15 protein-coding genes, 2 pseudogenes and 1 riboswitch are annotated in these 17878 nt (G+C 63.4%); of the genes and pseudogenes, 9 read left to right on the forward strand and 8 right to left on the reverse strand.

The genetic code is table 11. The features are described from left to right. Positions 1–77: 77 nt before the first annotated feature. The 7 genes from BQ8420_RS05110 (at position 78) to BQ8420_RS05135 (ending at position 6949) form a co-directional block, all read left to right on the forward strand. Entirely contained in the window at positions 78–2684 is a 2607-nt protein-coding gene (locus tag BQ8420_RS05110) for a hypothetical protein (protein ID WP_087096650.1), read from the forward strand. A 7-nt stretch (positions 2685–2691) separates the two neighbouring features. Continuing rightward, entirely contained in the window at positions 2692–3342 is a 651-nt protein-coding gene (locus BQ8420_RS31300) for a hypothetical protein (RefSeq protein WP_143847117.1), read from the forward strand. Positions 3343–3692: 350 nt separating this feature from the next. After that, a complete protein-coding gene (locus BQ8420_RS32580) occupies positions 3693–3995 on the forward strand; it encodes an immunity protein YezG family protein (RefSeq protein ID WP_255404819.1) in 303 nt (100 codons plus the stop codon). An 80-nt stretch (positions 3996–4075) separates the two neighbouring features. Continuing rightward, on the forward strand, positions 4076–4549 hold the full coding sequence (locus BQ8420_RS32585; RefSeq protein ID WP_235005930.1) for an antitoxin YezG family protein: 474 nt from the start codon (positions 4076–4078) through the stop codon (positions 4547–4549). A 403-nt stretch (positions 4550–4952) separates the two neighbouring features. Next, complete coding sequence (locus BQ8420_RS05125) at positions 4953–6005, forward strand: pirin family protein (RefSeq protein WP_087096651.1); 1053 nt, start codon at positions 4953–4955, stop codon at positions 6003–6005. 90 nt (positions 6006–6095) lie between these two features. Next, complete coding sequence (locus BQ8420_RS05130) at positions 6096–6494, forward strand: N-acetyltransferase (protein ID WP_087096652.1); 399 nt, start codon at positions 6096–6098, stop codon at positions 6492–6494. Next, positions 6491–6949 carry a carboxymuconolactone decarboxylase family protein gene (locus BQ8420_RS05135; RefSeq protein WP_087096653.1) on the forward strand — a complete coding sequence of 153 codons (459 nt, stop codon included), beginning with the start codon at positions 6491–6493 and terminating at the stop codon, positions 6947–6949. The genes BQ8420_RS05130 and BQ8420_RS05135 overlap by 4 nt, the downstream gene beginning before the upstream one ends. 228 nt (positions 6950–7177) lie before the next feature. On the opposite strand, the gene BQ8420_RS05140 is transcribed toward BQ8420_RS05135, so the two are convergent. The 3 genes from BQ8420_RS05140 to BQ8420_RS05150 form a co-directional block, all read right to left on the reverse strand. After that, positions 7178–8512: an LLM class flavin-dependent oxidoreductase gene (locus tag BQ8420_RS05140; RefSeq protein WP_200815806.1), complete on the reverse strand. Its 1335-nt coding sequence runs from the start codon at positions 8510–8512 to the stop codon at positions 7178–7180. Beyond that, positions 8512–9294, reverse strand: a complete 783-nt coding sequence (locus tag BQ8420_RS05145) for a 3-oxoacyl-ACP reductase (protein WP_087096654.1) — start codon at positions 9292–9294, stop codon at positions 8512–8514. Before BQ8420_RS05145 ends, BQ8420_RS05140 begins: the two co-directional genes overlap by 1 nt. A 50-nt stretch (positions 9295–9344) precedes the next feature. Then, positions 9345–9447: riboswitch (TPP riboswitch) on the reverse strand. Between the two features lie 109 nt (positions 9448–9556). Continuing rightward, entirely contained in the window at positions 9557–10675 is a 1119-nt protein-coding gene (locus BQ8420_RS05150) for a 5-methyltetrahydropteroyltriglutamate--homocysteine S-methyltransferase (RefSeq protein WP_087096655.1), read from the reverse strand. A gap of 627 nt (positions 10676–11302) precedes the next feature. Between BQ8420_RS05150 and BQ8420_RS05155 the strand changes: the two genes are divergently transcribed. After that, the gene (locus BQ8420_RS05155; RefSeq protein ID WP_087096656.1) at positions 11303–11914 is read left to right on the forward strand and encodes a hypothetical protein; all 612 of its coding nucleotides are present in this window, start codon (positions 11303–11305) and stop codon (positions 11912–11914) included. Positions 11915–12005: 91 nt separating this feature from the next. Then, positions 12006–12199: pseudogene (locus BQ8420_RS32255) on the forward strand (IS5/IS1182 family transposase); the annotation flags it as partial. A 303-nt stretch (positions 12200–12502) separates the two neighbouring features. On the opposite strand, the gene BQ8420_RS05165 reads toward BQ8420_RS32255, so the two are convergent. The 5 genes and pseudogenes from BQ8420_RS05165 to BQ8420_RS05185 all read right to left on the reverse strand — a co-directional run bounded on the left by BQ8420_RS05165 (position 12503) and on the right by BQ8420_RS05185 (position 17793). Then, on the reverse strand, positions 12503–14443 hold the full coding sequence (locus BQ8420_RS05165; RefSeq protein ID WP_087096657.1) for an N-6 DNA methylase: 1941 nt from the start codon (positions 14441–14443) through the stop codon (positions 12503–12505). Continuing rightward, entirely contained in the window at positions 14440–15060 is a 621-nt protein-coding gene (locus BQ8420_RS05170) for a restriction endonuclease subunit S (protein ID WP_087096658.1), read from the reverse strand. The genes BQ8420_RS05165 and BQ8420_RS05170 overlap by 4 nt, the downstream gene beginning before the upstream one ends. A 75-nt stretch (positions 15061–15135) precedes the next feature. Continuing rightward, a complete protein-coding gene (locus BQ8420_RS05175) occupies positions 15136–15432 on the reverse strand; it encodes a hypothetical protein (RefSeq protein ID WP_087096659.1) in 297 nt (98 codons plus the stop codon). A 467-nt stretch (positions 15433–15899) separates the two neighbouring features. Continuing rightward, positions 15900–16708, reverse strand: a pseudogene (locus BQ8420_RS05180) (IS5 family transposase). A gap of 179 nt (positions 16709–16887) precedes the next feature. After that, positions 16888–17793, reverse strand: coding sequence for an IS701 family transposase (locus tag BQ8420_RS05185; protein ID WP_235005931.1), 906 nt, complete (start codon positions 17791–17793; stop codon positions 16888–16890). Positions 17794–17878: the final 85 nt, after the last annotated feature.

Here is a 17878-nt window from a genome sequence, read left to right on the forward strand (position 1 = left end):
CCCCCTCTCTATTCGTCGGCAGCGTCAGATGAGTAAAAGAGACAGCTTCGCTCCCGTCCCCCCCGGAAGGCTTCCTGGTGAGTTTCGAGCCCACCGAGCCCCAGGACGGCGTGGACCCCAATCCGTTCACGCTGATCGATCCTGAGGCCATCCCCTATCCCCTGACCGACGTGTGGTCCCTCAACTACGCCGCCGAGACGCTACGCAGCGGTGGGGAGGACATCGCCAGTGGAGCGGAGGACATGCGTTCCACCTGGCAGGATCTTCAAGCCCACTACGAGGCCCCCGAGAGCGAGACACTCTTCGCCAAGATGGACCCGGTCGTGGACCGTGGTGATGGCTTGGAGACCGACCTCGCCACCGTCGCCGGCGCGCTGGAAGACCTGGCCGAAGCCGCCAAGGCCGCCCGGGGCGAGCTCAATACCCTCAGGATCGAGGCCCAGGGACTTTGGAACCGCAACCACGACAACAAGGTGTGGTGGTTGACCAAGGACGATGAAACCGACGAGTGGGCCTTTGCGGAGAACCTCCGACTCAAGAGCGCGGTCAACGCCGCTTGGGCTACCTTCAACGAGGCCGAGAACGACTGCGCCACTCGGATCTCGAACCTCTTCGATGGGCCCGCCTATGCCTCCCCCGATCAGGCGAGCGGGGATGACGTTCTGGTCTACGGGTTGCCCACCGACGCCGGTGAGATCGACACAGACCTGAGTGTGGAGGGCGCGAACCAGTTCGCCAACGATTTCACCGCGTGGGCCGGCAGCGAGTTCCACCCCGAGTTGGCGAAGTTCGACAACGACAGCGGCCAGGCCCTGTGGGACACGGTGGTCACCGACGTGTTGTGGGGATCCGCGGTCGGGTTGACGTCCAAACTCGGCTACTGGCACGCGGACAATGGGTGGCGCTTCGACGCATCCGGCCGATGGGAGAACACCAAGGCGGCCTGGAACGACGCGAGGATGGACGCGGCAGCCCTGATCGGCATCCACGACGAGCACGGATGGTTGTGGGAACCGGGCGAAGGCGGACAAGAAGGGGCCGGCGCCGGGTGGGACCGGTGGGTCGACAACCTGGGAGACACCAAGGACGAGTTGATCGAAGGTCACACCGCCTGGTCCACCCGTGAGGACGGTGTCGCCTACTCCAACACCACCATCGCCACCAACGCGGTCATGATGACCGGTGGGCTTCCGCTCAAGCTGGTCAAGATCGTGCTTGGGTCGGGGGTGGACGCGCCATCCGGCGGTTCCGGCTCCGACGGTTCCCCTGGCGCCGGCTCCGGCGGATCCGGTTCAGAGAGCTCCGACGATTTCAGGGCGCGAGGTGGGCCCGGGGCCGAGGGCTGGCCCAGCAGCCCACTCCCCCAGGACCGTCCGGATGGCGCCACGTCGACCAACGAACGCTTCGCCGACCAACTCGCGATGACGCAGGAATCGCTGCTGGACCCGAACCAGCACCGGCCCACGCCGTCACCCACTCCAGACCGTCCCACTTCCGGTAGCGAACCGGCCCCACGGAATCCCACCACTCCGAGTCAGGCGGACAGCGGTCCCACTCAGGAGGGCGGCACTTCGCCCCAGCGCCCCGGCGATGAGGAGGCTCCTCCTCGCTCCGGAGAGGACGATCAGAGCACGCCACGTCCGCAGCGTGAGGACACGGGCACCAATGCGTCGCGCGATCCTGGTCGGGAGACGAATCCTCCACAGCCGTCCCCACGCTCGGGGGATGAGCCCCGGCCGGAGGGATCCAGCACCCCCCGGAGCGAGGAGAAGCCCGAGGGGCACCGTGACGACCCGAACAATGGTCGCGAAGACACCCGGCCCCAGGACCGCGACAATGACCGACAGGACCCGAGCCGTCCGCGCGAGGAAGCCGAGGGCCCCACACCCACGCCTGGAGGGGGCAACGACGGCGACGGTCAACCACCCAGGGGAGGAACTGGAGGTAACGACGGTTTCCAGAATGGCGATAATCCCAACGGGCCAGGTGATCCTTCAGGACGGTATTCCATCGTCGAGAGAGGAGATGAATCCGGATTCTCAAATCCGGTCGACCCCAGCGGTAATATCACTCCAGGAGACCCTGTAGTTCAACAGCAACTACTCGACCAAGGCCTCAAGGGTGAACCACTCGCTCGAACAATGGATTACCTTGCAAATAATGAAACAAACAACGGGAATCAGATCGCACAGATCATTACCTCTGGCCAATTAAACGGGATTAGCGGATATCCAGAAATACTCTCAGAGATCGGGAGCAATAATAAGGACTTCGCCGCCGACAAGGTCACGGAGCTGAGATTCGCACATGAACTGACAAGGCGAGAGCCACCGGTCAACGACTTTACATTCCCACAGGGGGCGAATGACAAGCATAATGATGTAGACGTTCAGATCACTGCTGGCGACAAAGAAAACTGGTACTCATACCAAATTAAAAACGCTAAATCTCCCAATTCCGCCAAGAATAACATCAGGAAGGTGATCAATCAGCTATCCGGAGAAACCGCCGAGGGGACGAATAAAATTGGTCTCCTGGAAGTCAGTGGTTCACACAAGGACTTTCCGGCAAGCGCTGTTGACCTGGTGAACAACAAGTTCGAAACGAGCGGGGTATCTTTTAGGCTATACTTTGACGACGGTGTCATGACCATTCCAGAAGACGCACAAATCTACCCGGGGTAGAACTTAAATGACTCAGCTGCTCAGCGCATCTAGCGAAATTGCCTCCTGGGACTGGTATGTCGATATTGAACATAGAAAAGCCCTTGATAGTGCTTCTGCTATGACGCTGTCAATATCCAGAGCCCTCGACCACAAATCCCTTATGGAGCTTACCGGGGTACGAGTATCCTGGCACCGCTACCGCCAAGGGCCAATCGGATTTCGCTCTCTGGTCTCCCTTCGAGGCCTCCAAAAATTGAACAAAGAGCTCGTCAGTGAGCGAATCACGGAGAGCCAACCGGTAGGCCACCCGGATACACATGTGGGCCAGATCGAACTTTTGGGTTCAGGGTATTGGATCAACGCTGATGGGGAGAAGAAGAGAGAAGAACGACTTGTCGACGTCTCAATTCTCCTGTCTCCAGACGATATCAGCGTGGCACTCGGAGTCCGACATGACATTTGGATGTGGTTCGACTTTTCAGGCAAACCACATCCAAAGGTTTACAACAACAACAAAACGCGCCTATCTGAAGCACTCAAGGAAATTGAAGAAGCATTGGGGACCGATACGATTCCGGGGGATCCCACCTATTTCGCCGAACCAGAAAAATATGGAATAGTCACCCCTGAAGCAAATTCAGAAGGCTTCGGCCGCAATGAAACACATATGCTGTAACAATCCAAAGATTTGACAGATAACTCAACCAAGATAAGCAGGATACCGCTGAAGTGATTTGTTGGTTCTCAGGGGGATCATGTCTTCTTTGATAAGACGCCAAGGCCACCGTCACATGGACATGAGTGATCATGGAACCTCAGTGATACAACAATCTACCACTACTGGATTGATGCAATAAACGTCTCTTGGTAAGTAAACATTTTAAACGAGGCCACCTTAACCACACTCAACAGCTCGGCCTTATCAAGGAGATCTGCCAGCACATTCTTTTGTGGGCACCACAAGGATGGAAGAAGGTAATTTATAGAAGCGACGCTGTAATCGATCACAGTTCCTCTGATTTTAAGGTGCACGATACATACGGAAAAAACATAGCAGGCTGGGGGCCCAACACTATCGGACGTTTACTCCAAAACTTGCGCGCAGGAATGTATCGAGAAGGCGAGGGAACCTGGTTTTCAATTAACTTCACGATCATCCGACCTGGAAAATTCCAGGTCGAATATAACTACGACGAAGACCCTCATATTCTCTTCCCTACCGCATGGGGATACACCAACGACCTCAAATATTTCCCCCGCGACGAAGAACACACCCCAGCATGGCTCCGGCAAAAACTCAGCGAGGAACCCCGAATGCAATCCGAGTGATAATAGGAGCGGGGGCGGACCACGGAGCAGTCTCGGGATCGACTTCCACGACAGTCTCTCACCAAAAGGAGGTGTAAGCCATGGAAAAACGATACTCAGATGCAGGAATTATCGAACTCACCGGAAAGCAACTGGATCCGTCAAAGCAACAAGAGCTTCTGGTGAAGATTGGCCGGAAGATGGTAGAAGAAGCACCGAACGACTGGACTGAGATCGTTTACACTCGCGCCTCCATAGCCGATCAGTCGTTCACCACCTACACGGTCAAGAACCAGAACGGGGACACCCTCGAATCCAGAGAACCAGTTGCGGTCAACCCGTTGTTCGAGGACTTGAGGGCGGGCCTCTACCGGGACGGAAAAGGAACCTGGTTCTCGGTCCACTACTCCGTCACCCATCCCGGCCGATTCTCCATCAAATACAACTATGAGGATCCTGAAATCCCGGGCCTCATCGGCCCGGCCTTCACCAACGACCTCAAATACTTCCCCCGCGACGAAGAACACATCCCCGCCTGGCTGCAACAAAAGCTCGATGGAGAAGCGGACGGATAGGAATTTTGGTACACATGGCTTCACAGGGCGCCAAGGCGACCCGCCCCTCCCCCCTGGGCGAAATAGAACGCATCCTTCGCAGATGAGCTGAACAGGAATATCGAACGAACCGTAAGGCTCATGCCTCGACCGCTGATCGCTCACGGATATTTCGCATCGTGACATCGGTTCGTTGACATCGAGACGAAGACCCCACAGTTCCAACCGTGGCGGCCGCTGTCACACCACTCCCTAGCCCGACCGTCACCCTCCCGGTAGGGCCTTGGCGCGATGAAGGCGCGTGCGCGTACCTTGGGGCTGAGTACAGGTGGAGCATGCACGCTCCTGCACCTGCCTGGCCTGGAGGAGAGATCATCAAGATCACAACCGTCGTATCCGATCCCACGGCGGAAGGAACGCCCCGATGACCAACCCCGAGGCGAACCCGGACACCCACGTGTGCGTCGATGGCGGCCTCCCGGGGCCATGGGCCGAGCGGGAGGGTGGCGCTCCCGTCGAGCTCATCACCGCCCGCGACGTCCCCTTGGGCGGACCGCGCGCCATGAATGTGCGCCGCACCCTGCCGCAACGACAGCGTTCGCTGATCGGTGCGTGGTGCTTCATCGACCACTACGGGCCCAACGACGTGTCGGACAGCGGTGGGATGGACGTGGCGCCGCACCCGCACACGGGCCTTCAGACGCTGAGCTGGTTGTTCGAGGGGACCGTCGCCCACATCGACTCCGGTGGCAACAGCGCCCACGTCCTTCCCGGTGAGATGAACCTGATGACGGCCGGTGCCGGCATCTGCCATTCCGAGACCTCCACGGAGGACACCGACCGGCTCCACGGGGTGCAGCTCTGGATCGCCCTTCCCGAAGAGGCACGTAACCGGCCAGGCCGCGAGTTCGAGCACTTCGTCCCCGAGCCCGTCGAGTTCGACGGCGGTTCCGCGCTCGTCTTCCTCGGTTCGCTGTTGGGCACGGAGTCCCCGATCAGCATGTACTCGCCGCTGGTGGGGGCCGAGATCAGGCTCGATCCCGGCGCCACCCTCGACCTGACAGTCGATTCCGGGTTCGAGCACGGCCTGCTGGTGGACACGGGTGAGGACGTCACTCTGGAGGGCGTGCGTGTGCCCAAGGACGCCGTGGGCTATACCGGGGTGGGGAGCCGGAACCTGCGTATCGCCAACGACGGTGACAAGCCGGCCAGGCTCGTACTCGTGGGAGGCGCCCCCTTCGACGAGGAACTCGTCATGTGGTGGAACTTCCTGGGCCGCACGACGGAGGAGATCCGGCAGTACCGAGAGGAATGGCAAAGCCGCGGCGAGCGGTTCGGGCGCGTCGAAGGCTACGTGGGACACGGCGGCCCGGGAAAGAACCGCGAAGGAATGGGGTGGATCCCCGCCCCGGAACTGCCACCGGTCCGAATGCGGCCGAGGAAGAACCCGCCGCCCCACGCACAGGTCCAGGACTGAATCACCCCGATCACCCACCCCGCCGGGCCGAGGCACCGTCATGCCCGCCATCGACCGGCCCGGCACGATCCCCACAGAGAGGTCTTCGCCATGACCGAGCCACAGACCGACAAGACCGGCGCTGTCGTACATATCGCCCTTGACGAAACGCGCGCCATCAGTGCCTACACCGTGACGCTGGACGACGGCACCCTCGCCGGCCGCGCAGACTTCATCGACCCGCCGGAAGGCGAGGGCGAGGGCGAGCGCGTCTTCTTCCACACCGAGGTCTCACCGGAGTTCGGTGGACGGGGCCTGGCCGGGCTCCTGCTGCGCGAGGCGCTGGCCGACAGCGTTCGCAGGAACGTCACCGTCGTGCCCGTGTGCCCGCTGTTCGCCAAGCACCTGAAGGAACACGGCGAGGAGTACACGGCCCGGGGTGGCCGGTTCCGTAAGCCCAGACCCGCGGACCTGGCGCTGGTCAAGAAGACGACCGAGGAGCAGGCATGAGCGCGGAGCGTCCCTTCATCGACAAGGAACACCCCACGGTGTACAAGGCGCTCGGCAAGGCGGCCGTCGCTTCACGGGCCGCCTCGCACGAGGCCGGCCTGGGCGATGACACCATCGAGCTGATCAACGTCCGGGTGTCCCAGATCAACGGGTGCCCCACATGCCTGAGCATCCACCTGCCCAAGGCGCGCAAGGCCGGGGTGAAGGAGAGCGCCTTGGACGTGCTGCCGGCCTGGCGTGAGGCCGGTGTGTTCACCGACGAACAGAAGGCCGCGCTGCTCTTGGCGGAGTCCCTCACCGTTATCGACCCCACCGTCGACCGGCAGGCGATCAACGCCCGCGCGGCCGCCCACCTGACCACCGCCCAGATCTCCGCGGTGGAGTGGACGACCACGCTCATCAACGCGTTCAACCGCGTCTCGATCGCCAGCGGTCATCCCGTGCTCGCCCGATAGGAGAAAGCGCCTTCCGCCGCTGTAACGCTTCCGAAGGATGCGCTACAGCGGTGGGCCCCCTTTTCTGGAAGCCCACTTTCTCCAACAGGGTGACGTGCTCGGTGGCCTACCGGCCCTCAGCAGCCCCGCCACGGTTCCTGCCGCGCGCCTTCCCTACGGGGTGGGGAGGTCCGGAAAGGTCGAGGACGGCCCTTCGGACCTCCCATCTCCCAGGCCTCCCTCCCGTTCTCAGTGTGGTGAGGGCGGCCGTTCCAAACCCAGATGGCCCCGAAGCGTGTCCGCTTCGTACTCGCGACGGAACAGCCCCCGCTGCTGTAGGACGGGGACCACATGGTCCACGAAGTCATCGATCCCGCCCGGCAACGACGGCGGCATGAGGTTGAACCCGTCCGCGCCACCGTTTTCGTACCACCGGGTCATCCGGTCGGCGATCTGCTCGGGCGTTCCGACCATGGTGCAGTGTCCGCCGCCGGCGGCCAGCCGGCCCAGCAGCTGCCGCACCGTGGGTCGTTCGGAGTCGATGATGCGCAAGATGGTCTCGTAGCGGCCCTTGGGACCGGTGAACTCCTCCAGTGGCGGCAGCTCGGGAACCGGAGCGTCCAGCTCCCAATCGGAACAGTCCTGTTCGGTGAACAGCCCCAGCTGCTGCAATGACTCCTCGGTCGGCAGCAGTTCGTCCAGTTCACGTTGCTTGTCTCGGGCCTCCCGCTCGGTGGAACCGACGTAGGTGACCAGTCCGGGCATGATGGCGACGGACCTGGAGTCGCGGCCCGCCCGACGGATCCGTGCTTTGACGTCGCCGTAGTAGTCCTGGGCGCTGGGCAGGTCATAGGCCACGGAGTAGATGGCCTCGGCGCGGCGGGCCGCCAGCGTGCGTCCCTGCTCCGAGGAACCCGCTTGGAACAGCACCGGGTTGCCCTGTACCGGGCGCGGCACGTTCAACGGACCCTCGACCTGGAAGTGCTCTCCCCGGTGGCTGATGGGGCGCACCAGGTCCGGGTCCGCGAAGACCCCGTTCCGGTCGTAGTGGAAGGCCTTGTCGTTCCAGGAGTCCCACAGCCCCAGCACCACCTCCACGAACTCCTCGGCTCGTGCGTAGCGCTCCTGGTGCGCGGGCATTTGCTCGTATCCGTGGTTGCGGGCCTCGGCGTCGAACATGGACGTCACCACGTTCCATCCCACTCGGCCTCCGCTGATGTGGTCCAGGGAGGCCAGCAGGCGTGCCGCGTGGAAGGGCGTGTAGAACGTGCTGGAGACGGTGCTGACCAGACCGATGTGCCGGGTGGCCCGGCTCATGGCCGCCAGAGTGGTCAACGGTTCGAGGAACCACCACGGGCCACCCGCGACGTCGCCCGCGGCGTGGCCGTCGGCGAAGAACACCGCGTCCAAGCGGCCGCGCTCAGCGGTGCGGGCCAATTCCTCGAAGTAGGTGACGTCACCGATCCGTTCGGCCGGCGAGTCGGGGTGACGCCAGGCGGCCTTGTGGTGGCCACAGCCGAAGATGAACAGGTTGAGGTGCATCCGGCGGTCGGGAGCCTGGTCAGGCGCGGAGGCGATGGCCATCAGTTCATCACCAGCCCGCCGTCGACGACGAGGTTCTGGCCGGTGACCGCGCGCGCCCAGGGGGAGGCGAAGTACAGGGCGGCGTCGGCGAACTCGGCCGGGGTGGTGACCCTGCGCAGTGGTGTGGTGGAGGCGATCATGTCGAAGACGCCCTCGGGGGTGGCGGAGCTGGCGTCGGTGGTGCGCAGCAGACCGCCGGAGACCATGTTGACGGTGATGCCATCGGGTCCCAGGTCATGGGCGAGCGTGCGGGTCAGCGACAGCAACGCCGCCTTGGCCGCGGTGTAGTCGTGGTAGGGGACGACCGGGTGCTGGAACAGGTTGGTGCCCACGTTGATGACGCGACCGAACCCTTGACCGCGCATGGAGGCCAGGGCGGCCTGGACGGTGTTCAGGGCGCCGTGGACGGTACCTCTGAACTGTTGGTCGAGGTGCGCCGGGGTGAGCGTGTCGGCGTGGGGTCGTGCGTCGCCATTGAAGGAGAAGTCGGCGAGCGCGTTGTTGACGACGGTGGAGACGGAGGAGCCGAAGTGGTCCTGTGCGGCTTGGACCATCGAGGCGACCTGTTCGGGGGCGCGTACGTCCGCTCGCACGGCCAGGGCGCGGTCGGGGTGGGTGGCGGCGAGCTCGCGGGCCGCTTCGGCGCTGTGGAGGTAGTTGATCACCACACGGGCGCCTTGCCCCAGGAAGGCCTGGACCAGCTGGGACCCGAGCCCTCGGGCCCCGCCGGTGACGACGACCGTCTGTTGGTCGATAGGGAGCGCGGTGCGGGAAGAACTCATCGGTGGCCTTTCTGGCATGGGCGAAGGCGTCCCTTCGGCCACCGATACCACCGGCCGTGTACGGACATCCCTTCGCCGGCGTTATCCGGATCAGGTTCGACGGGTGTCATCTCAGCCCGAATCAGTGGATTCAGGGCACCCCGTGTCACTGCGGCACAAGGTAGCCCATGGGCGCGGGCCCATGGGCCACCGGGTCCTGTATCCGGGCGATACGCGGGTGCCGCGGCGGAGCCCGGAGTGGTTCTGGGTCGGGGCGGTCTCTCTACCCCCAGACCTCCTCGGCGGTCTGCACGATGAGGCTCAACTTGGCCACCTGCTGGTCGTAAGTCAGGTCGTTGCCCTCGAAGGTCGAGGAGAAGCCGCACTGTGGTGACAGGCACAGCTGTTCCAACGGCACATGGCGGGCGGCCTGGTCGATGCGGCGCTTGAGTTCGTCCTTGCTCTCCAGCTCGCCCTTCTTGGTGGTGACCAGACCCAGGACCACGTACTTGTCCTCGGGGACGAAGCGCAGGGGTTCGAAGCCGCCGGAGCGTTCGTCGTCGAACTCCAGGAAGAAGCCGTCCACGTCCAGCTCGTTGAAGAGTTCTTCGGCGACGTGGTCGTAGCCACCGCTGGCCACCCATGAGGACCGGAAGTTGCCCCGGCACATGTGGGTGGTGACGTTCATGTCGGCGGGGCGGTCGGCCAGGGCGGCGTTGAACTGGCGGATGTAACGCGTGTGCAGGTGATCGCCGTTATCGCCGCGCTCGTCGATCATGCTGCGCTGCGCGGGATCGTTGAGGTAGGCCAGGCTGGTGTCGTCCAGCTGTAGGTAGGTGCAGCCCAGCTCACCGAGCGCCCGCACCTGCTCGTTGTAGGCCGCGGACAGGTCGGTCCAGAACTGTTCCTGGTCGGGGTAGACCTCGGGGTTGATGGCGGCCGATCCGCCCCGGTAGTGGACCATGCTCGGCGAAGGGATGGTCAGCTTGGGGGTGTTCCGCGTGACCGTGTCGCGCAGGAACGCGAAGGCGTCCCCGAAGATCGTGTGCTCGGACCGGAGGGGTTCGGTGACCCTGAGCCCGGAGGGGGTGAACTCGATGTCCCCCTCCTCGTTGTGGAAGGTGACCTTGAGTTCGTCCTGGACCTTGGAGACTCCGCCGAGCTGATAGATGAAGTCCATGTGCCAGGACCCGCGGCGGTGCTCGCCGTCGGTGGCTGACCGGAGCCCGACCTCTTCCTGCATGCGCACGACGTCACGGATGGAGGCGTCCTCGACGGCCTTGAGCTCGGCATCGTCGATATCGCCCGCCGCGTGTTCGGCTCGGGCGTCGAGCAACCGCCGGGGACGCAGCAGGCTGCCGACATGGTCCGCGCGGAAGGGAGGTGTGGTCTTGGGTGCCATGTGAGGCTCGGCTTTCTGTCAACGGGGGCCGTGGCCGGTCGACTCGTTCGCGCCCACGGGCACGGCTTCGGGGTGTCCGGTTACCCACCGATCCCATGCGTGCGGAATGCGAACATGAGTTCTCTGGGTGAAGCTAATTGATCCCCAGAGTGAGGTCAACCCTCCGTCACCGCCTTTCCGCTGTCCGCGAGCGTCCGCGACCCGACCCCGTCACCACAGCTCCGTAGGGCGCCCAGATGGAGGTCCAACAGGGTTTCACCACCCCCTGGTAGACGGATGAGACGCTGCGGTTGCTCGGCGCGGAGGCCGACGGCCTGACCCTGATCTCCGGGCGACTCCACTCCGCTCGGCCGACCGATTCCCCGAAAAGGCGTGTGATTGGTATTACATTTTTTGACACCCTTGCGTGTCAACCAAATTTCCCCTGTCGTGAATTCTGGTTACCCCTAAGGCTTTTCGCGCACTAACGCATCGCCGCTTCGACACAGGATTGTTCCTTGGACACCGAAGATCGGTGATGACCTGGCGATCTGGCCCTGGGGAACGTTCCGCCATCTAGAATAGAGGCATCATGTCCAAGCCGGTTGCCTGATCCGTTCCTCGCCCGGCTTCTCTGAGGAGAACACTGTGAACAAAACCGGCTGGATCGTGGCTACGGCGATCGGTGTCGTAGCGTTGTTGTTCGGTTTCTGCGTCGGCTGGTTCGGAAACCAGATTTACATCCGTTCCCAATTCGAGGCCGCTTTCGAGGACATCGGGACCGACCTTGAGGAGTACACCGAGGACGCGGACACGGACATGGAGGCGATGGAGGAGTACGAGGAAGAGCCCGAGGAGGTCTCGGGAGCTCCCGGCGCACCCCCGGAGGGCGAACCCACCGACGGGGTGTTCGACTACGAGGTCACCGACGCGCGAACTTCGGACACCTATAACGATGAGTCGTGCGGTCAGCACTACTCGGCTTCGGGCGTGTACCACGTGCTCACCATCAGCGCGGAGAACGTGGGGTCGGCTCCGGCCTACCCGCCGTCGGACTCCTGGTCCGGAGTGTACGCGTACGCCGAGGACGGCACCCAGTACTCCATGCAATCCGACATCTGCTCGTTCTCCGACGAGACCAATCCGGGCAACAGCACCGAGTACGAGTTGGTGTTCGACGTCCCCGAAAGCGCCGATCTGACGGTGCTCAGCCTGACCGCCGAAACCGCGCCGGACATGGCCGTGATGGACATTCCCTGACCGGTCTTGGTAGACATCGCTCGAAGGCCCCGCCCGCAGTGAGAATGGGACGGGGCCTTCGGCATGGTCGAAATCGAACACCTGTGCCGCTGGCTCCGTGCATCGTTTGTCCCGCAAGGGTGTGGAGTCCTCGAAGCGGTTGGGCGGCACCGGTGGGTTGAGCGCACTATGGCCGGGCTGTCCGGATGTCGGTCTCTCCATCGTCGCTACGAGCGCAAGGCCGAACACTTCCTTGCGTTCGCTGGCATCGCATGCATGTTGACTTTCTTCCGCAGGCTTACCAAAGAAGACGAGTTCTCAGTGAGGTTTTTCAGTGAGTTCTCTTTCCATGCGTTGTTGAGGACCAGAGTCGCACTGGTGATGGCTCCGACCGGGCCAGCGCTCAACGTGACATGCTTCAGAGCCCGCCAGCGCTGCTTCCATTCGGCAACGGCCCGTTCACTCAGAGCCCGGACCCAGCGCAGGAGCCGGATGTGAGCACGGAGGTGCCGACCCCCACGCGGCTTCCTCGACGGGGCCGAAGAACGGGGTCTGCGAGGAAGCGTCGCGTGGGTGATCCTCAGGGCATCGACCTTTCCGATGCGAGTCTCACCCCAGGTCGAGTCCTAGTTCCTGGAGTCGTTCCTCGAACCTTCGATCAGCCTGTTCACTCCGCTTCAGCAGATGGGTCAGAGGCAGCCCGTAACGCTCGCCCCATTGACGGACGGTGTCCACGAGTGCTCGTTGACGGTGTCTGACAAGCTCTTCGAGCTGTTCGCTCAAGGGGGTGACGAACCGTGCGCGGACATGCTCCACCAGCACCTGCCGATCCTCGTGGAAGTGGTCCTTGATCTGGTAGGAACGCTCCGACCACACCTGGGCGAAGGCACCGGCGAGTTCGTACTCGTCCAGCACGCCCTCTTCAGCGAGCTCGGCGCAAAGACCATCGACCAGCTTCTGCCTGAAAAGGTCGAGGGTGGGACGTGTAGTGGGCGGATGCGCCCGTTGGACGATGTCGGGCCAGGATCCTCGTAGCTTTTCGACAAGGTCCCCGGCGACCGGAGCGGCCAGGGTGGAAAGCCTTTCCATCACCTCTGCGAACCCATCCTCGCCTCGCGGGAACAGGTAACCGTCGGTGCGTTGTTCGAAGAGCAGCTCGGGGGGCCGTCCGAACGCGGCGAATCGTTCCCGGACCGGCTCGACCTCTCCAGGAGGAACCCCTCCACTGACCATGGCTCGAAGGTCGGGAGAGTGCCGCGCCGACGGTTCGATGTATCGGCGGATGTTCAGGTTGTGCGCGTTCGCGGCGATCTCCTCGTACGGCACCAGCCGGGAAAAGCCCGGTACTTCGGCTCGCCGTTGGAAGACCCTCGTGATCTTCTCGATGTGGCGCGGTTCCAACCGGTTCTGGTTACGCCCCTTCTCCACCTCCCGCTCGGCGTTGATCAACAGCACGTCGGCTGATTCCCCAGGGTCTTGGACGGGGCTTCGAAGCACGATCAGGCAAGAGGGGATCGCCGTTCCCTGGAAGAGGTTGGGCCCGATTCCGACGATGGCCTCGATCTCTCCGCGCTCCAAGAGGGCACGACGGATACGCTCCTCCGGTCCACCGCGAAAAAGGGGGCCGTGGGGCATCGCCATGATGACGCGTCCCCCCGGTCTGATCGAGGCCCGCATCTGCTGGAGCATCATCAGTTCGGATTTGGCGCCCGAGGTGTGGCCGAGGAAATCCGGTGGGGTCCGGTAGCTCTCCTCGTTGTAATGGAGGGAGAAGGGAGGGTTGGACAGGATCCTGTCGAAGCTCCGGCCTTCGTCGTCGGTGGGGCGCCAGGAGCTGAGCGCGTCCTCATGTCGGATGAGACCGGGGTCGGTGTCGTGCAGGAGGAGGTTGATCCTGGCCAAGAACACGCTCGCCTGGTTCACCTCGGATCCACTGATGGGCGTCTCACCGCGTTCCGGGGCGCCCACCTGGCGCAAGGCGGCGATGAGGGTCCCGCCTTGCCCCGCGTAGAAGTCGCCAACGACCATCCCGAGTCGGAGTTCGGCCAGCCGGACCATGAGTTCGTTCACCGAACGCGGCGTCGAAAACTCGTCTCCCCGTTTCCCCTGGCGTTCGCTCAGCAGGCTCAGAAAACGGTCGAAGATCTCCCCGACCAGGTATCGCCCTTCCCGTTCGGGCAGACGCAGAAACAGACGGTGAACGGCCCGTGCGGCCTCATCCAACCTTCCCAAGGGAAAATCGCGGAAGGGCCTCTCGTGGGCGAAGAGTTCACGACGGTTCGCCGTCTCCAGCCAGTCGCTCCATTGCCCCTGCAGGCCCCCGGACCGATCCCGCGAGGGTGGTGATGCGGCTTCGATCGCCTTTGTCAGTCGGGACCAAGACGTGCTCCCGTCCACGAAGAGCTGGTCACTCTCCGGCATCGTGTCCGTTCCCAGAACGAGCAGCGCCGCCACCACCCCGGCCGTTTCGCCGAGGCTTCCAGCGGCCAGCTTCTCGGCGATGCGCAGCAATTCGTCGGATTCTCGGACCACCACGGCCGGTCCACTCATGAGGACTCCCCTTCGAGTAGCGCCTCGAAAACGGAGGGGCGCAGGGCTTTCATGCGTTCCACGACGGCGAGCCTGGCCGCGATGGCCTCGTCCATATCGTTGAGGGTCGCCACGATCCTCTCCTGCTGTGCGGATTCGGGGACCGCGATCTCCAAGTCTCGCAACGCGGTGGCGTTGAACGACGGGATGGTGCTGGAAAGCGCGGGTCCCTTCAGACGTTCCAGGGTTCGTGGCTGTGACAGGTAAGCGGCCAGGTAGGAGGGGTCGACTCCGGTGGAGGATTTGATCCGCACCCGCAGACAAGAGGAACCGTAGACCCATCCCCGTTGGTCCGGTTCGATCACGGCGAGACGCCCTAGGGCTCCCTGCCTGACGACGAGCAGGTCCCCTTCCTCCAACCGGTAGGCCTCAAGGGGTTTCTCTTCCCGTTCGGGAACCCTGCGCACGTTTTGCGAATCGACCCGTTGGGCCTCCGTGAAGTCGGCGGGGGTGATGACACGAAGGCCTCGGGGATGGTCACCGAGTTCCTTGAGGCGAGCCCCGGAGGGGCCGGCCTTGATCTCGGCGACCGTACCGAGAGAAGTGTGCCTGAGGGGCACGGCTCCTGCTGGCCGCATGGGTTCTCCTCTGACTGATCTGTGTGGGGGTGGCCCCGTAGGGGCGGGGGCGCCCGCCACGGCGCCCCCGAGTGGTCAAGCCTGACAGGTTCGACACCCGTAGAGGAGTTCGACCGTGTCGGCGAGGAACTTCTTGACCTTGGCCTTCATCGTCGCCGGGGCGTTCTGCGCGAAGTACAGGACCGCCGCGGCCACGAAGGCACCCAGCTCCTCACTGTCGTAGCCGACGAGCACGAGGATCACGATGACGAATCCGAACAGGGCCGGACGTGTCTTCTTCAGCCGGGATCCGGCTTTGTTCCCGCGCTCCTGGTCGTCGTATTCGTCGGGGGTGTTGAGCAACTGCTCTCCAAGAACGTTCGTGATGATCACTGACGCCGTCCGCACCCTCCCCTAGGTTCCGACCTTTACGGGCGAGTGCGGCCTGTCCGTCGAACGGGCTCCGGTGCGGGTCCTGACACCGTGGCTTCGAGCCGACCAACGGTTTCGAGTACGCCCTCAAGCTAGCACAAGCCGATCGTCAAAGGCAGCTTCGCTGGAAGGAAAAGGCGAGAGGGACGCATTCAATGCACACCGAAAAACCAGACATTAGGGAACAAAAAACCCACCCTCTCCCGAGTTGCCGATTCATCAAGAGAAATTTCGACCTGCCCTCATGTTTTTCCGACAGAATCGGAATGAATGACGTGATCCATGCCACATCAAGTGACCCATGCGATACTCTGATCGCGCCCCCGGGAACAGTCGCGCTCCTCAACCCGAGAGGTGACAGCGAAGCTGATTCCGCCCTCTGGCTTATCTGGCACATCAACAGTTCAGAATTCCTGGATGTGGGGCCCTTAGAGCTCATCCCATTTGGTGAGTCTGCGGAAGCAGATCAACGTGCAGGCGATGCCGGCGAACGCGAGGAAGTGTTCGGCTTTGCGTTCGTAGGGACGGTGGAGTCGGCGGCATCCGGCCAACCAGGCCATGGTGCGCTCAACCTGCCAGCGGTAGCGCCCCAACCGCTTGGAGGACTCCACGCCCTTGCGGGCCAGGCGATGGACGATTCCGCGCTCTCGGAGCCATCGGCGCAGGTGGTTGCAGTCGTAGCCCTTGTCTCCGTGGAGCTTGCCGGGTTTGCGCCGCCTGCGGCCTCGCCTGGATCAGATGGGCGGTATCGAGCGGATCAGCGGCTGCAAAGCTTGGCTGTCGTGCAGATTCGCGCCCGAGATCGCCATAGAAATCGGAAGCCCGGTTCGATCGGTGATCAAGTGGATCTTGGCGCCCTTCTTGCCCCGATCGACAGGATTCGGACCCGTCAGATCCCCCCTTTGAGAGCACGCGTGTTCACCGAGTCGACCGCACACCGCGACCAGTCCAGCTCACCGCGGGAGCCGAGTTCGTCCAAGACCAGGCGGTGCAGCTTCGCCCAGACCCGGGACCGGCTCCATTCGGTGAAACGCCGGTGCGCGGTGGGTCCGGAGGGGCCGAAGACCGGTGGGAGCTGGGCCCACGTGCAGCCGGTGGTCGCCACGAAGATGATCGCGGCCAACACCTCACGGTCACCGTGTCTGCGCCGCCCACCCCCTTGAGACCGAGTGGGCGCCTCGGGCACCACCCGCTGAAACAGCTCCCACAGTCCGTCCGGCACCAAACGCTCAACCATCGACACCAGGCCAGGTTGCCGAGAATCCAAATAAGATGAGCTCTAAAAGCGGCACGAGTCAGGTCAAGGTGATGTTGCTTCGGTTCGATGGACAGATGCCCGCTTTCGGGTAGTTTGTCACCGAACGAGGAGATTGAAGTGCCTAAGACCCGACCGGCGTACCCGCCGCCGTACCGCGATCAGGTCATCGCGCTGGCCCGCTCGGGCCGCAGCCCCGAGGACCTGGCAGCGGAGTTCGAACCCTCATCGCAGACCATCCGCAACTGGATCAAGCAGGCCAAGGTCGACTGTTTCGTGCCGGGTGTGATGGAGGCTCTCAAGCCTGGGAAGGATGAGAGACATGCCAGCACCGAGGAAATACCCCGATGAGCTGCGACAACGCGCCACCCGTATGGCCGTGGACGCCCGCCGGGACCCGGCCAGCCGCAGCGGGGCCATCGCCCGTACACCTCGTCACCGGCCACCCAGGCGTGGGGCACGTGTTCCAGAGCGGCGTCGATCATCTGGCCGGCCAACTCCGGCTTGGTCGCGAAGCCGGCGGTGTCGGGGACCCCGGCCTTGTGAAGCCGGGCGACATCATCGGTCCAGGAGAGGGGAAGGTAGAGGCGGTGATCGACCAGGGCGTGCCCAACGGTTGTGGTGTAGGCGAGGTAGACCGCGACCTGGCAGTTCTCGACCTGGCCTGTGGTTCCCGTGTATTGACGGGCGACCCCTACGGTGCTGATGCCCTGCTTGATGTCGCCGGTCTCGTCGACCACCAGGACGACGTCGTGAGTGCCGAGCTGTTCGATCACGTAGCCGCGTAGCGCGGCGGTCAGGGCGTTCTCATCCAGGCTGGCGCGGGCCAGTAGGTGCTGGGTCCGGTAGGGGGAGGGGTGTCCGGCGTGCTCGGCCAGGGTCCAGCAGTTCTTGCGGGTCAGTGGGGACAGCAGGGCGCTGATCACCTGGCGGGCGGTGGCGCGGGTTTCGGGGCGGGCCAGGTGCGGGGCCAGGACGGTGTCGATCGTCTGGTTGAGCAGGTGCGGCCAGCGCTGGGCGGCTACGCTGGTGGCCGCGGCCGCTGCCTGGGCGTTCTTTGTCTTCACAACCATCGATGTTCGGGCGGCGGCCGTTCGCGTGCGCGGGAAACGGCCAGATCAGCGACTCGAATCCCTCAGGGAAGTACGAGAC

The sequence above is a fragment of the Nocardiopsis sp. JB363 genome (genome assembly GCF_900143625.1).
GTDB lineage: Bacteria > Actinomycetota > Actinomycetes > Streptosporangiales > Streptosporangiaceae > Nocardiopsis.